General features: G+C 75.0%; 12 protein-coding genes and 1 rRNA gene. 2 read left to right on the top strand and 11 right to left on the bottom strand.

The genetic code is table 11. The features are described 5' to 3' along the window. Positions 1 to 83 precede the first annotated feature (83 nt). Positions 84 to 665: a MarR family winged helix-turn-helix transcriptional regulator gene (locus tag IE332_RS35230; RefSeq protein WP_229929161.1), complete on the top strand. Its 582-nt coding sequence runs from the start codon at positions 84 to 86 to the stop codon at positions 663 to 665. Here IE332_RS35230 and IE332_RS35225 read toward each other — a convergent pair. Next, complete coding sequence (locus tag IE332_RS35225; RefSeq protein ID WP_189924753.1) at positions 556 to 1,497, bottom strand: EamA family transporter; 942 nt, start codon at positions 1,495 to 1,497, stop codon at positions 556 to 558. The genes IE332_RS35230 and IE332_RS35225 overlap by 110 nt on opposite strands. 172 nt (positions 1,498 to 1,669) lie before the next feature. On the opposite strand from IE332_RS35225, the gene IE332_RS35220 reads away from it, so the two are divergent. After that, the gene (locus IE332_RS35220; protein WP_189924660.1) at positions 1,670 to 2,569 is read left to right on the top strand and encodes a LysR family transcriptional regulator; all 900 of its coding nucleotides are present in this window, start codon (positions 1,670 to 1,672) and stop codon (positions 2,567 to 2,569) included. A gap of 26 nt (positions 2,570 to 2,595) precedes the next feature. Here the strand turns inward: IE332_RS35220 and IE332_RS35215 are convergent, their stop codons facing one another. The 10 genes from IE332_RS35215 to rrf all read right to left on the bottom strand — a co-directional run bounded on the left by IE332_RS35215 (position 2,596) and on the right by rrf (position 14,860). Beyond that, a complete protein-coding gene (locus IE332_RS35215) occupies positions 2,596 to 3,363 on the bottom strand; it encodes a ZIP family metal transporter (RefSeq protein ID WP_189924658.1) in 768 nt (255 codons plus the stop codon). A gap of 333 nt (positions 3,364 to 3,696) precedes the next feature. Further along, a complete protein-coding gene (locus tag IE332_RS35210; RefSeq protein ID WP_189924656.1) occupies positions 3,697 to 5,523 on the bottom strand; it encodes a restriction endonuclease in 1,827 nt (608 codons plus the stop codon). A 115-nt stretch (positions 5,524 to 5,638) separates the two neighbouring features. After that, positions 5,639 to 7,486, bottom strand: a complete 1,848-nt coding sequence (locus tag IE332_RS35205) for a hypothetical protein (RefSeq protein WP_189924654.1) — start codon at positions 7,484 to 7,486, stop codon at positions 5,639 to 5,641. A gap of 354 nt (positions 7,487 to 7,840) precedes the next feature. Then, positions 7,841 to 8,155 carry a cupin domain-containing protein gene (locus IE332_RS35200; RefSeq protein ID WP_189924652.1) on the bottom strand — a complete coding sequence of 105 codons (315 nt, stop codon included), beginning with the start codon at positions 8,153 to 8,155 and terminating at the stop codon, positions 7,841 to 7,843. A gap of 220 nt (positions 8,156 to 8,375) precedes the next feature. After that, complete coding sequence (locus IE332_RS35195) at positions 8,376 to 9,032, bottom strand: YigZ family protein (protein WP_189924650.1); 657 nt, start codon at positions 9,030 to 9,032, stop codon at positions 8,376 to 8,378. Between the two features lie 204 nt (positions 9,033 to 9,236). Then, positions 9,237 to 10,526, bottom strand: a complete 1,290-nt coding sequence (locus IE332_RS35190) for a DUF6986 family protein (protein ID WP_189924647.1) — start codon at positions 10,524 to 10,526, stop codon at positions 9,237 to 9,239. A 129-nt stretch (positions 10,527 to 10,655) separates the two neighbouring features. Then, entirely contained in the window at positions 10,656 to 12,293 is a 1,638-nt protein-coding gene (locus tag IE332_RS42090; RefSeq protein WP_268256661.1) for a DUF2637 domain-containing protein, read from the bottom strand. Positions 12,294 to 12,515: 222 nt separating this feature from the next. Further along, positions 12,516 to 13,181, bottom strand: a complete 666-nt coding sequence (locus IE332_RS35180; RefSeq protein WP_189924645.1) for a response regulator transcription factor — start codon at positions 13,179 to 13,181, stop codon at positions 12,516 to 12,518. After that, a complete protein-coding gene (locus tag IE332_RS35175; protein ID WP_229929160.1) occupies positions 13,133 to 14,542 on the bottom strand; it encodes a sensor histidine kinase in 1,410 nt (469 codons plus the stop codon). Before IE332_RS35175 ends, IE332_RS35180 begins: the two co-directional genes overlap by 49 nt. Before the next feature lie 201 nt (positions 14,543 to 14,743). Beyond that, positions 14,744 to 14,860: ribosomal RNA gene (gene rrf / locus IE332_RS35170) — 5S ribosomal RNA — on the bottom strand. Positions 14,861 to 14,964 lie beyond the last annotated feature (104 nt).

Genomic DNA, 14,964 nt, shown 5'->3' with positions numbered 1-14,964 from the left:
TTTCCGCGACCGTCGTCGGCCGACCACCGAGAGCTCCGGACCGGTCGCTACGCTTGGCCGGACACCAGCCGAGGAGACCGCCGATGACCACCACGCCGACCGACGACCCGGCGGACTCCCCCGGCACTCCTCGCGCCTCCGCATCCGCCACCGTCGGCGTCCCGGGCGTCCCCGGCGCGGTCGGCGGCGCCGCCGAGCTGGCGGACGCGATGACCAGGGCGATCAAGCGGATCCGCCGCCAGACCGGCTGGCGGCTGGAGCCCTACGGCATCACCCCCGGCCAGGCCCGGGCGCTGCGCACGCTCGCCCACGTGCCGGGCTGCGAGACGCCGGACCACGCGATGCGGCTCAGCGACCTCGCCGACAAGCTGCACATCGCCCCGCGCTCGGCCACCACCGTGGTCGACGCGCTGGAGGACGCCGGCCTGGTCGAGCGCAGTCCCGACCCGGCGGACCGGCGGGCCGTACGGATCCTGCTGACCGAGGCCGGCCGCGCGGCGGTGGAGCGGATCGGGCAGGTCCGGGACGAGGTGGCGCAGGAGTACTTCGGCGAGGTCAGCCCCGCGGACGAGGAGGTGCTGCTGCGGGTGCTGCGCTCGGCCGAGGCCCGCTTCCTCGCAGCCGGGCCGCCACGGCGCTCGGCGTCCCCGGACGCAGCGCGGTGATCCCGATCCCGGCGACCACCAGCAGCGCGGCCCCGGCGGCGGCCGGGCTGACCCGTTCGCCGAGCAGCAGCCAGGCCGAGGACATCCCGAACACCGGCACCAGCAGCGAGTACGGCGCCACGGCGGTCGCGTCGTAGGTGCGCAGCAGGAAGCTCCAGGCGACGAAGCCCAGCAGGGTGGAGACCAGCCCGACGTAGCCGATCGCGCCGAGCCCGGCGGGGGTGATGTCGCGCAGCGCGCGCAGGTCCGCCGCGGGCCCCTCGACCAGCAGGGACAGTCCCAGCAGCGGCAGCGGCGGGACGGCGCTGACCCAGACCATCCAGCGCAGCGCGTCCGGCGGCGCCGCCCTGCGGGTCAGCACGTTGGCCAGGCCCCAGGCGACAGCGGCCAGGACGACCAGGACGAAGGCGCCCAGCGGACCGCCTGCACCCTGGTCGTAGGCGCTCAGCACGATGCCCGCGAAGGCGATCGCCAGGCCCAGCAGCCGCTGCCGGCCGGGGCGTTCGCGCAACAGCACGGCGGCGAACAGCGCGGTGAACCCGGCCTGCCCCTGGAGCACCAGGGAGGAGAGGCCGGCCGGCATCCCGGCGTGCATGCCGAGGAAGAGCAGCCCGAACTTGACGACCCCGAGCACCACGCCGACCGCCACCACCCAGCGCCAGGCCACCTTGGGCGGGCCGACGAAGAACACCGCCGGCACGGCGACGACGGCGAACCGCAGGGCGCAGAAGAGCAGCGGCGGGAAGTTCTGGAGGCCGACGTGGATGAGGACGAAGTTGAGCCCCCAGACGGCGGCGACCAGGACGGCCAGCGCGATGTGCGGCGCGCTCATGCTCGCGCCGCCCGTACCGGCCGTGCCGGCCGTGCTGCTCGTCCTACTCGTCCTACTCGTGCTGCTCGTGCCGCTCACGGCGGCGGGTGTCGCGGTCATGGGTCGAGCATGGTGGCGCGGGACCGTGTAGCACCAGCGATGAATACTGAAGGAGACACTTTAGGATCGCTGCATGATGGATCTGGGGCGCCTGCGGGCGCTGCACGCGGTGGCGGTGCACGGCTCGGTCGGCGGGGCGGCGGCCGCGCTCGGGTTCACGCCCTCGGCGGTCTCGCAGCAGATCGCCAAGCTGGAGCGGGAGACCCGGACGGTGCTGCTGGAGCGGCAGGGCCGGGGCGTGGTGCTGACCGACGCGGCGCGCGAACTGGCCGCCACCGCGCAGACCGTGCTGGGCCTCGTGGAGCGGGCCGAGGTGCGGCTGGAGGAGCAGCGCGGCCAGGCGGTCGGACGGCTGCTGGTCGCCGCCTTCGCCTCCGGCGCGCGCGGGCTGATGCCCGCGGTGCTGGCCGATCTGCGGCGGCGCTGCCCCGAGCTGGACGTCCGGCTGCTGGAGCGCGACCCGTACCCGGCGGCCGAGCTGGTGGCCCGCGGCGAGGTGGACCTGGCACTGGTGCAGGACTGGCCGACGGTGCCGCTGCCGGTGCAGGACGGGGTCACCCGGCTGGACCTCGGGACGGACCCGGTGGACCTGCTGCTGCCCGCCGACGACGAGCTGGCCGCGCTCGACCCGGTGCCGGTGGAGCGGCTGCGCGGGCAGCGCTGGATCAGCGTGCCGCCGGGCAACATCTGCCACGACTGGCTGGTCCGCACCCTGCGCGAGGTCGGCGAGGAGCCGGACGTGCGCTACCAGGTCGGCGAGTTCGAGACGCAGATCGCACTGGTCGCGGCCGGTCTCGGGATGGGCCTGGTGCCGAAGCTCGGGCGGGGGCCGCTGCCGCCCGGGGTGGCGGCCCGCCGGGTGACGCCGGAGCCGAGCCGGCGGGTCTTCGCGCTCTGGCGCTCCCAGGCCTCCCGTCGGCCGGCCATCACCGAGGCGCTGGCGTCGATGCGGGAGTGCTGGGGGCGGCTCTAGGAGGTTTCGTCAGGCGGGCAGCGGGCTCACTTGGCGAAGCCGATCACCAGCCACATGAAGCCGACCCCGGCGACGGTGCAGAGCAGGGTGCTGCGCGAGGGGTGCGGGCTGTGGGCCTCGGGGAGGATGTCGGCGGTCGCCAGGTAGAGCAGGAAGCCGGAGAAGAAGCCCAGGTAGAGGCCGAGCAGGTGCTCCGGGATGGTGAACGCCAGGGTGATCGCGGCGCCGGACACCGGGGCCAGCGCGTCCGCCGCGAGCAGGGTCAGCGCCCGCCGCCGGTTGTTCCCGTAGAGCCGGGTGATCGTGTACGTGTTGAAGCCGTCGGCGAAGTCGTGCGCGACGACCGCGATGGCCACCACGGTGCCGACCGTGCTGCCCGCCTGGAACGCGGCGCCGATCGCGAAGCCGTCCATCACGCTGTGCCCGACCAGGGCGAGCGCGGCGGTCAGCCCGACGCCCTGGTGCCCGGTGCTGTGGGAGTGCCCGTGGTGGTGGCCGCCGTGGGTGTGCTCGGCGTACTCGCCCTCGTGGCCGCGGTGGATGGCGACCGCGCGCTCGACCACGTGGATGGTGAGGAAGCCGGCCGCGAACATCAGCAGCGCCTGCGGCACGCCGTGCACCTCGCCCGGCGCCTGGTGGATGGCCTCGGGCAGCAGGTCGAAGGCGACCACGCCCAGCATCAGGCCGGCCGCGAAGCCGAGCACCAGGTGGCGGCGGTCGCGGGTGCGCTGGGCGACGAAGCCGCCGATCAGCGTCATCAGGAAGGCCCCGGCGGCGACCAGGACGGCGGTCATCGGGCCGCCTCCGCCGCGGGTGCGGCCGGGTTGCCGGTGCCGCCGTGTGGTCTGCCGAGCGCTCTGCCCATTCCTCTCCCCCTGGGGTCCGCCCGTGGCCGGGCCGACCGCCGACCGTACCGGACCGAGGTTCGACGGCTGTCGACCGGGGTGCCGGGCGAGGCCGGGGCCCGTTCCCCAGCGTCGGTCCGGGGGTGGCGGGGCGCCCGCCGGATGGGCCGTCGGGGTGACCCCGCAGGTGGGGCGGTCGGCGGGCTGGGGCAGGGGTCGGGGCCAGGGGTCGGAGGAGCCGCGGAGGCGAGCGGCAGGCGGAACGCGACCGACCGTCAGCCGTCAGCGGTCGGCGGCGAGCGGCAGGCCGAGGTGGGTGCGGGCGAGTTCGCGGACCCCGTCGCCGTCGATCAGGTGGATGTGCCGGTGGCTCTCCTCCGCGGTGAGGTCCAGGGCCTCGTCGGTGAAACGGCCGGTGGTCAGCCGCAGGCCGCGCTCGGCGGACTCCTCCTGGACGGCGTCGGCCAGGGTGGCGATCTGCTCGGCGGGGACCGGCTCGGTGCCCCGGGAGGCCCAGACCACCCAGCGGCCGGGCAGCGCGCTGCCGGGCGCGCCCTCGCCGGTGGCGACCAGCCCGGCCGGGCCGCGCAGCCGGACGCTCCACTCGGCGAGCCCACCCCGGGTGAGCAGGTCGCGCACCAGCTGGACGAACTCGTTGGCGGACAGGTCGGTCGCGGCCGGCACGGCGGCCCCGGCCTGGGCGGCCGGCTGGACACCCGACCGGTCGTACGGATCCGGGGTGACCGCGGCGCCCAGCTGGCGCAGCCGGACCAGGGCCTCGTCCTGCTCGGCGTCGGCGTAGACGCCCTCGTCGTCGCGCTCCTCGTACGGGGTCTCCGGCGGCAGCAGCCGGGTGCGGGCCAGCGCGTCACGGTCGGCGTCCACGCTGACCAGGCAGAGCGGCTCGGCGGTGCCGGGCTCGCGCAGCCAGCCGTTGAGGACGACACCGGCGAGTATCTCGTCGGTGTCCACCGCGTCGGCGGCCTGCAGGGCGCGCAGCGCGAGCCGGGCGACCAGCCTCAGGTAGTCGGTGGCCCGGTCGGCCGGCGGGCGCGGTACCGGGACGATGTCGCCGTCCGGGGCGAGCCGGTAGCCGGCGAGCGAGGGCACCAGGTCGAGCGGCGGCAGGTCGAGGTCCAGCACCGCGGTGCGGGTGAGCGGGCGGAACACCGCCCGGCAGGGGGCGGGCAGGTCCTGGGTGGCCGTCTCGGCGGCGGCCAGCGCCCGCTCCATCAGCGACTCCACGGCGGCCGGCTCGGCCAGCCGGTAGGCCCGCCGGCACTCCTCCAGGCTCTCGTTGTACTCGCGCACGGCGCGGGCCCTGGCCTCCTCGGCCGCCTCGTGGACCCGCCGGGACTCGTCGGCGGCCGGGCTGCCGGCCTCGGCCCGGCGGGTGCGCCACTCGCGCAGGGCGCGCTGGTGGGTGAGCCGGGCCTGGGCCAGTTCGCGCTGGTAGCCGGAGTCGAGCAGGCGGCTGGACGGACCGCTCCCGGGGCCGGTCACGGCCGGCTCGGCGGGCGCGAAGTCCGCCCAGCGCGGCTCCGCCCCGTCGGCGGTTCCGGCGCCGAGCCCGTCGGCCGGGTAGGGGCGGGGCTCGTAGTGGCGCAGCTGGCTCTCGAAGTCCATGGCCGAGACGGGCAGGGCGGCCCGTCGCAGCAGGTCGGCGAGCCGGTCGTGCTCGGTCTGGACGGTGACGGTGCGGTGGTGGGTGAGGGCGGCGGCCCGGGCGTGCGCCGCGACGGCCTCCTCCGGGTCGACCGGGCCGGACCCTGTGCCGCCCGGGCCGCCGCCGTCCCGGTCGGCTTCCGGCTGTTCGGCCCGGTCGGCCCGGTCAGCCGGGGCCGCCCGGTCGGCCGGATCGGTCTCGGCGTGGTCGGCGGCGGTCCGGGCGGTGCCGGCGGCGCCGAAGCCGCCCTCGTCGACGGGGCCGGCGGGGCCCGGGACGGACGGACCGTCACCCGCCGCCCCGACGGGGGCGCGGCCGGTGACGGCCTCCGGCTCCGGGGCCCCGTCGACGCCGAGGTCGCGGAAGACCGAGGCGAGGAAGCCCGGTTGGGGGATCCGAACGGTGGCGGTGCCGTCGGGCCGGCCGTCTGCTGAGTGCTGCATCGGTCGTCGTTCCCCCATGCTCGTCCGGCGGCTGCCAGGGGGCGGTCGACGAACCCGCGGACCCACCCCTGCCGAACATTGTCCACCGAACGGGCGCAACGGTCAGCCAAGCCGGTCAGTTGGTCCTGGTGTTGGTCAGGTGCAGACCGATGTAACCGACGTAGATCCGGCCACTGCCCGAGCAGTCGTCCAGGTAGTGCAGCCGGGGCGCGGTGCGGCCGCCGCCGATCCGCAGGTGCGCCCCCATGAACGCCCGGCGGGAGGCGTCCACGCATTCCGGCACCGGCAGCATCCGTTCGCGCTTCCACTTGGTGTGGCTGAACACCGTTCTGGACTCCCCGCGCACGGCCTTGCGCGGCGGGAAGCGGTGACAGCCCTCCGGGGTGTGCTCGCACCACTGCTTGAAGTCCCCGCCGGCCGTACCGCGGACAGCGGCCTCGGCGTACTCCTGAAGGGCGGTCAGACCGTCCCAGGCGAGCCGGGCCCAGCCGGCGCCGGTGCGCTGGAGCTCGTCCAGGGCGAGCGTGGCCTTCTGGTCCCCGGTGAAGGTCAGCAGCGGGAACTCGCCCAGCCGGGAGATGAGTTCGGTGAAGTTCCCGGGCTTGCCGAAGCCGTCGACGGGCGGGACGACGAGGTGCTGCCCGACGGCCGGTCCGGTGCCCGAGGTGGTGCAGTGGCGGCCGCTCAGGGCGCGGCCCCCGGTGCGCGGGCGTGCCTCTCGGGCCTCCCGGCCGTCGTGGCCCTCCCTGCCCTGGCCCCGGTCACGGCGGTCGTGGCGCTCCAGCCGCAGGGTGCGCCGGACCTGCTCCAGCTCGTCGGCCCTGGCCTGCTGCTCGGCGCGGTCCTGCTGCTCCTCGCGGGCGAGTTCGGCGAGTTCGGCCAGCTCGGTCAGGTCGGCCGGCGCGGCCGGCGCGGCCGGCGCCCTCAGGCCGTCCGGCGCGGCCGAGCGGGCCGGGGTGGCCCGCGTGGCCGGTTCGACCGGCCCGGCCGGGTCGGCGGCCCGGCGGAGTTGTGGCGCCGGGACCCGCAGGACCGGGACGGCCGCCAGCGGCGGCGGCAGCGGCTGGTCGGCGGCGAGCCGGCGCGGCTCACGGGCGAGCAGTCCGGCGGCCCGGCGCAGGTCCTGCTCTATTCGGCCCCGGGCGAGCACCGGATGTCGGGCGGAGTCCTGCCGGGAGGCCGGGTCGACCTCGGGCAGATAGGTGCGCACCGCCCCGCCGTAGACGGTGTGGTACTCCAGCGCGACGTTGAACCCGGTGCGGGCGCCCGGGTCCAGGACGTAGGCGGTCGCGAGGCCGGGCAGCTGGTGGCAGAGCGGGCCGACGACGTCCTCGACCCAGTGGTCGAGCGGGAGGTTCACCGGGACGCTGGCGACCACGGTGGGCAGACGGCGCTCCGGATCGCACAGCTCGTCGATCAGGGCGTCCACCTCGTCGGCCGTGATCACCCGGGGTGCGGTGCGGACGGCGGTCGGACCGTCGGTGGCGTCGAGCAGCGGCAGGAGCGAGCGGGCGAGCTCGGGCACCGGCACCCGGCACGGGGTGCGCACGCCGCTGCCGGTGCTGTGCGTCTCGGCCTCCAGCCGCAGCCAGGTGGGGCCGCCGGCGGCGGTGGCCACGGTGAGCGTGAGCTGCTGGGTGCCGTGCGCGGCCGGGGTCCTCAGCCGGCGACGGTCGTAGCGGCCGGCGCCAGCGCCGCCGCGCAGCGGGCCGTGGTCACGGTCGAGCAGGACGCGGTCGCCCAGGCGGAGGCGCTCGGCGAGGCCGGGGGCGGAGGCGGGAGCGGTCGAGGGGGTCGACGGGTCGGGCAGCGCTCCGGGGGCCGGTGCGGCGAAGGGCTGCCCGGTGGGGACGCGGACGGTCGGCGGGGGCTCGTCGCAGCCCTCCTGCTTCAGCCAGGAGGCGAGCTGTTCGTCGGCCAGCGCGACGGCGTCGGCGTGCGGGAGGGCCGTGGTGACGGTCATCCGGTAAGGAGTCGCGGGGCCGCGGGGGCCGGGGAGATCGGCACCGACGTGCGAACGGACGTGGTTCGAGGTCGGGCGATTAGAGGCTGAACGGTCTGGAGTCGAACGGTCTGAGGCCATGCGCATACCTCCGTGGTGCGGGGTGGGGTCCTGTGTCCTCCATCGATGGGTTTCGTCCGGTTCCGCCGGATCCTTGCCCAGGAAACGCCACGGCCCGGAGCGGAAGTTCCAACTCCGGGCCATGACCCTACGTTCGGGTGAATATGTTCAAGCCGTCTTCCGCGTGGCGCGGGGCCTGGGCTACGGAGAACGGCCTGCCGCGGGCGGCACGGGCGACCTCGGCGCCAGGGTCCGTCAGACCCCTGCGGGCCCGGTGGGACTGCGGTTCCAGGCGGGTTCCGCGACCGGCACGGCCAACGGGTGGCCCGCCGGGGCGGCGTAGTTCGCGATCAGTACCACGGGTTCGGCCCCGAGGTTGCGGCCGACGTGGATGTGGACCGGCCCCGCCTCCTCGACCAGGGTGTCCCCCGCGCGGCTGACCTCGACCCGGCCGTCGTGCAGGGTCCGGGTCAGCGTCCCGGAGAGCACCACCACGTCGACCCGGCCCGGGTGGTAGTGCCAGCCGGTGCCGGCACCCGGAGGCAGGGTGATGGTCCGGACGACGGGCATCGCGACGGCTTCCTGGCGAGGCGTCCTGGGCGGGCCGGACGGTTCCCGGCTGCTGGGCGGACGGGCACCGACGGCCGGTTCAGGCTAGGCAGGCCCCCGGGAGACCGAAACGGGCCGGGGGCGTTGTGGCCGAATCTCTGTCCGGAACCCAGCGGCCCGACGATGGCAGGACGACGCCGGCGGGGCGACGGCGGCGGGCGGCCGGGGGTGGCGCCTCGGCTCAGACCGGCACCTCGACGTAGGTACGACCGGCCGGGACCGCCACCGAGCCGCCCCCGGTCGCCTCGGCCAGCCAGGTGTGGAAGGCCGCCGCCTCGGGCTCCGGCACCCCCACCTCGATCCGCACCCCGGTCGCCTCGTAGGCGAGGTCGCTGACCGCGTACCCGGCCGCCCGCAGGTCGTTCTCCACCCGCCCGGCCCGGACGTGGTCGACCGTCACCGCGAGCAGCGCGACCGGCCGCCGCTCCAGCAGACCGATCTCGTCCACGGCCTCCGAGACCGCGTTCCCGTACGCCCGCACCAGGCCGCCGGCGCCGAGCTTGATCCCGCCGAAGTACCTGGTGACCACGGCGACGCTGTCGGTCAGGCCGCGTCGGCGCAGCACCTCCAGCATCGGCACCCCGGCCGTGCCGCCGGGTTCGCCGTCGTCGCTGGAGCGCTCGCGGCGCTGCTCGTCGCCGACCACGAAGGCGGTGCAGTTGTGCCGGGCGTCCCAGTACTGCTTGCGGATGCCGGCGATGAAGGCCTGCGCCTCCTCCTCGTCGGCGACCCGGGCGAGGTGGCAGATGAACCGGGACTTCTTGATCTCGATCTCGTGGCTGCCGGCCCGCCGGATGGTGAGGTACGGCCTGGCGGTGGGCTCCGGCGTGGCGGACATGGCGCGGTGGTTCTCCCGGGAACGGCGAAAGGCTGGCGGCGCGCACCCCGGGGACCCGGGGCGGCACCGCCAGCCTAGTTGGCGCGCGGGCGGGGCATCAGCGGCCGGCGGGGACCACCGGCCGGGGGGTCGGCTCACCGGGGGCCAAGGGCCGGACCGCAGGGGAGCAGGCTGCGACGGGCCGGGGCTTCGGAGGGCCGGGCCTCAGCGGCCGGCGAGGGTGTCCAGCCGCTCGCGGTCCAGGCCGGTCAGCGCGGTGACCTCGGCGAGGTCGACGGCGCCGCAGTCCAGGCCGCGCAGCAGGTAGCCGCTGAGCGCCCGGGCGGTGGCCGGCTCGTCCATCACGTCGCCGCCCGCCTTGGCGACGTACGCGGCCAGCCGGGCGGCGGCGGCCGCCAGGCCCTCGCGGTAGAAGGAGTACACCGCGACGTAGCGGGTCGGCAGGTGCGCCGGGTGCATGTCCCAGCCCTGGTAGTAGGCGCGGGCGAGCGAGCGGCGGACCAGGTCGTGGTGGAGCTTCCAGGCCGCGTGCACCTGCTCGGTGGAGCCGGTCGGGATGACGTTGGTCGAACCGTCCGAGAGCCGGACCCCGGTGCCGGCCGCGGCCACCTGCATGACCGCCTTCGCGTGGTCGGCGGCCGGGTGGTCCATGCTCTGGTGAGCCGCGCTGACGCCGCAGGCCGCGCTGTAGTCGAAGGTGCCGTAGTGCAGACCGGTGGCGCGGCCCTCGGCGGCCTCGATCATCCGGGCGACGGTGGCCCGGCCGTCCGGGCCGAGGATGGCCTGGGTGGTCTCGATCTGGATCTCGAAGCCGATCCGGCCGGCGGGCAGCCCGGCCCGGCGCTCGAAGTCCTCCAGCAGCCGGACCAGCGCGGTGACCTGCTCGGCGTAGGTCACCTTGGGCAGGGTCAGGACCAGCCCCTCCGGCAGGCCGCCACCGGCCAGCAGGGTCGCCAGGAACAGCTCCAGGGTGCGGATGCCCCGGGCGCGGACCGGCGCCTCCATGCACTTGATCCGGATGCCGACGTACGGCGGGGCACTGCCCTCGGCCACGGCCGCGGTGATCAGCTCGGCGGCCCGGACCGCGGCCGCGTCCTCCTCGGCGTCGGGGCGGGGGCCGTAGCCGTCCTCGAAGTCGATCCGCAGGTCCTCGACCGGCTCGCGCTCCAGCTTGGCACGGACCCGGGCGTGCACGTCGGCGAGCAGTTCGTCGTCGGCGACGCCGAGGGCGCGGGCCAGCTCGGCGGTCGTGCCGGCGTGGGTGTCGAAGGCCGCCAGGGCCTGACGGCCCCACTCCCGTACGGTGTCGGCGGCGAAGGCGTCGGCGGGGACGTAGACGGTGTGCACCGGCTGCCTGGTCCCGGACTCGCCGGGGTAGCGGCGCGCCAGGTCGGCGTCGACCGGGGCGAGCAGCGCCTCCACGGCGGCCCGGGCGGCGCTGGAGAAGGAGGCCCCCTCAGTCGGCCCGTTACCGTCGACCTCGACCTGCGACATCCGCACTCCTCCATGCCGAACCAGCGCCCGTGCCGAACCAGCGCTTCAACAATTTGTTGAGGCGAAGGTAACTCCGGCGGGATCGGGCGTCAATGGCCCGACCGAGCGCTGGACGGGTGGCGGCCCCGCTCAGTCCCTCCCGGCGGCCTCGTAGCGGTCGCGCAGCTCCGGGTACAGCTCGGCGACCTCCTTCGGGTGGACCGAACCGTCGAGCCCCTTGCCGGTGACGCCGTACTCCCTGGTCAGCCAGTCGGCGAGGCGCTGCGGGTCGGGCTGGTGGTTGTGGTTGTCCATGTAGGTGACGAGCGCCTCGTAGGCGAGGTCCGGGTCGAGGCGCGACGGGGCCTGGTGGGACTCGGGCAGGTCGGCTGGGGCGGGCTCCTCGGCCGGGACCGGCTGCTCGGCCCCCACGGGCTGCGCCTGCTGCTGGGCCGGCTGCCGGGCGGGCCCGGGCTGCGGCTCGACGGGCTGCTCGGACTGCTGCGGGCCGGCCGGGTGCTGGGCCTGCGTCCGGGACCCGGAGGCGGTGGGCGCCGGACCGGCGGTGGGGACCGGGACGGGCGCAGCAACCGGAGCAGCGGCGGCGACCGAATCAGCGGGCTCCTCGGCGACCGGGCGCGGGGGCTTGAACCAGGGCGAGGCCTGGCCGGGCACCCGTCCGCCGGGGGCCGCGTCGGTCGGGTGGCCGGTGGTGCGGACCGGACGCTCGGTCCAGACGTTCAGCTCCTCACGGTGCGGCTGCGGGACGACGTCCGCCGCCTCCTCCGGCTCCTGCGCGGCCCGCAGCCGGACGGCCGCCAGCTTCGCCAGCATGGGCGCGGCCACCTCGGCGGGCAACGGCGCGGGAGCGGCGGCTTCGGCCTGGGCGACCTGGGCGGCCTGGGCCGCCTGAGCGGTCGCCGGCTGCGGCTGCTGGGCCTGCGGCGCCTGCTGCGGGAGCTGCTGCGGGTGCGTGAGCTGCTGCGGCGGACCGGCCTGGGCCGACGAGCCGGCGGCCGCCGGGGCGAGGGCGGCGGCGCGGCCCTCCTGGCCCGGGAGCGCCTGCGGCTCCTGCCCCGCCGGGACCTCCGAGGCCTCGCGCTCGCGGGCCTGGTCGTCCAGCCGGTCGAGCAGCGCGGGGTCCAGCGGCACGCCGAACTTGGCCAGCTTGAGCGGCAGCAGCGCCTGGATCGGCGCCGAGCGGCGCCAGCCGCGACCGTAGCGGAAGCGCAGCTGCGCCCGGTAGACGAGGCGGTTCTGCTCCAGCCGGATGACCTCGTCGTAGGAGCGGAGCTCCCAGAGCTTCATCCGCCGCCAGAGCCGGAAGGTCGGCACCGGGGACAGGATCCAGCGCATCACCCGGACCGATTCCATGTGGCGGTCCGCGGTGATCGCCGCGATCCGGCCGACCGCGTGGCGGGAGGCCTCGACCACGACGACGAAGAGCACCGGGATGACGGCGTGCATCCCCATGCCGAGCGGGTCGCCCCAGGAGGCGGCGGCGTTGAAGGCGATGGTGGCGACGGTCAGCACCCAGGCGGTCTGCCGCAGCATCGGGAAGGGGATCCGCAGCCAGGTCAGCACCAGGTCGAGCGCCAGGAGCACGACGATGCCCGCGTCGACGCCGATCGGGAAGGCGTAGGAGAAGGCGCCGAAACCTTTCTCCTGGGCCAGCTCGCGTACCGCGTTGTACGAACCCGCGAACCCGATGCCCGAGATGATGAAGGCGCCGGCCGCGACCAGGCCGAGCAGGCCCCGATGGGCCTTGGTGAGCGTTGGGCGTGCCATTACGTCTATCAACCCCTGGATGTCGGCTGCGGCCGTACGCTGCCTCGACTGCCCGGTCCCGCTGTTCGGGCCGCCGGACGGTCGAGCGACCTCCGGGCTCGGCCCACCGGAGTTTACTCGTACACCTGTTTAAGCGTTCCCGCAGCCTGGGGTGTCACGGGTTCGCGGTGCGGCGGCGGCCCACGGAGCCGGACGGCCCGCCCGGAGCGACCGGCCGGACCGTCAGCTGCTCTGCCCCGCCGTGCCGTTGAGGTAGGTCAGCACGGCCAGCACCCGGCGGTTGGCGTCCTCGTCCGGGGCGAGTTCGAGCTTGGTGAAGATGTTGGCGATGTGCTTGGCCACCGCGCCGTCGCTCACCGAAAGCCGGGCGGCGATCGCCGAGTTGGAACAGCCCTCGGCCATCAGCTCCAGCACCTCCCGCTCCCGCGGGGACAGCCGCAGCAGCGGGCCCGGCCGGCGCGAGGTGGTCTGCATCAGCTTGGCGATCACGTCCGGGTCCATCGCCGTCCCGCCCGCCGCCACCCGGCGGACCGCGTCGATGAACTGCCCCGCGTTGAACACCCGGTCTTTCAGCAGGTAGCCGATGCCGCCCGTGCCGTCGGCCAGCAGCTCCCGCGCGTACAGCTGCTGGACGTGCTGCGACAGCACCAGGACCGGCAGGCCCTGGATCTCCCGGCGGGCCTTGAGCGCCGCCTGCAACCCCTCGTCGGTGAGCGTCGGGGGCAGCCGGACGTCGACCACGGCCACGTCCGGGCGGTGGGTGAGCAGCGCCTCCAGCAGCTCGGGCCCCGTCTCCACCGCCGCGACGACGGTGAACCCGTGCGCTTCCAGCAGCCTGATCAGGCCTTCGCGAAGGAGGTAGAGGTCCTCGGCGAGGACAACTCGCACGGCAACTCCAAGGTGATGGTGGTCGGACCGCCCGACGTGCTGTCGATGGCGAGGACACCGTCGAAGGTACCCAATCGCTTCTCGATGCCGCGCAGTCCGGTCCCCCGGGAGGGATCGGCCACGCCCACGCCGTCGTCCGTCACCGTGACCCGCAGGAAGCCGGCCCGGTACAGGATGTCCACCCACACCTGTTCCGCCCCGGAGTGCTTGGCCGCGTTGGCCAGCAGCTCGCAGATGCTGAAGTACACGGCGGCCTCCACCGGCGCCGGCGGCCGGTCCGGCAGGCTGACGAACACCTCGGTCGGCAGCGCGTTGTCCAGCGCCAGCGCCCGGACGGCGTCGCCCAGCCCGCGCTCGGCGAGCACCGGCGGGTGGATGCCGCGGACCAGGTCCCGCAGCTCCTGCAGGGCCCGCGCCGAGGACTGCCGGGCCTCGGCCAGCAACTCCCGCGCGGCCGCCTGGTCGGTGTCCATCAGGTGCTCGATCGTGCCCAGCGTCATCCCTATCGCGACCAGCCGGGCCTGAGCGCCGTCGTGCAGGTCCCGCTCGATCCGCCGCAGCTCGGCCGCCTGGTTGCCCGCCGCGTCCGCCCGCGTCTCGGTCAACTCGGCCACCCGCCTGGTCAGCTGGGCGTGCGACGCCCGGCCGTCCTGGTCCAGCACCCGGCGGGCCACCTCCGCGTACGCGCGCAGCGCGAACGGTGCCACGAGTATCCCGGCGACGACCATGGCGGCCCCGATCCCGAGGCTCAGCAGCATCGACATCATCCGCGAGCTGAACGGCCCGAGCCCGTCCGACGGTACCGGCCCCGCCAGGGCGTAAGACGGCCCCAGTACGAGCAGGGCGGCCACCGGCCCGGCCAGGACCAGCGTCAGGAAGGGGTTCACCGCGAGCCAGGCCAGCTCACCGCGGGTGGTGCTGTCCCGCAGCCCCCAGTGGACCAGCTGCGCGTACTTCGCCACCGTCTGCGAGCGGTGGTACGAGTACCCCGTCCACCAGTGCCCGCGGTCGTCCAACTCCAGCCCCGGCCGGTGCCCGTACACCGCCGGCAGCCGGACCCCGTACCAGCGCGCCAGCTGCCCGCGCGTCCGGCTCGCGGTGTGGCGGATGTTGGCCGCGGCCACCACGATGCCGACGGCCGCCCCGACCACCAGGGCGAAGAAGGCCTCCAGGTCGTACGCCTGCGTCAACTCGGCGGCCACCACGCCCGCGAAGATCGCGGCGCCCACCGGCAGCACCGCCCCCGGCACCGCAGCGCACACCACCAGGGCAAGGCGTGCCAGCCCCTCACCGCCGGCCACGAAGGCCGCCTGGGTCTGAGCACGTACGGACGTGCCGTTCGTACGACTCGCTGTTGTCACGGGAAGCTCCTGATGCCGGTACCGATCGTCCTCCATCAGTGTTCACGAACCGGCGGCCACCCACACTGGCCATGGCACCCCAAAACCGGGGTGGACCTAGGACCACCTGCTGGTGGTTGCAGCAACACCGGGCCGGTGGGCTGGTCCGGAAATGCGAAAAGCCCCTGATCCGAGTGGATCAGGGGCTTTTCAGCAATGATTGTTCGGCGGCGTCCTACTCTCCCACAGGGTCCCCCCTGCAGTACCATCGGCGCTGTGAGGCTTAGCTTCCGGGTTCGGAATGTAACCGGGCGTTTCCCTCACGCTATGACCACCGAAACACTATGAAACTGTCAACCGACACCCGACCAAGAATCGGATGGGTCGTTGTTTCAGAACAACACAGTGGACGCGAGCAACTGAGGACAAGCCCTCGGCCTATT

Origin of the sequence: Kitasatospora xanthocidica (assembly GCF_014656195.1) — a bacterium.
GTDB classification, from domain to species: Bacteria; Actinomycetota; Actinomycetes; order Streptomycetales; family Streptomycetaceae; genus Kitasatospora; species Kitasatospora xanthocidica.
This window is presented reverse-complemented; position numbering and strand designations above follow the sequence as displayed.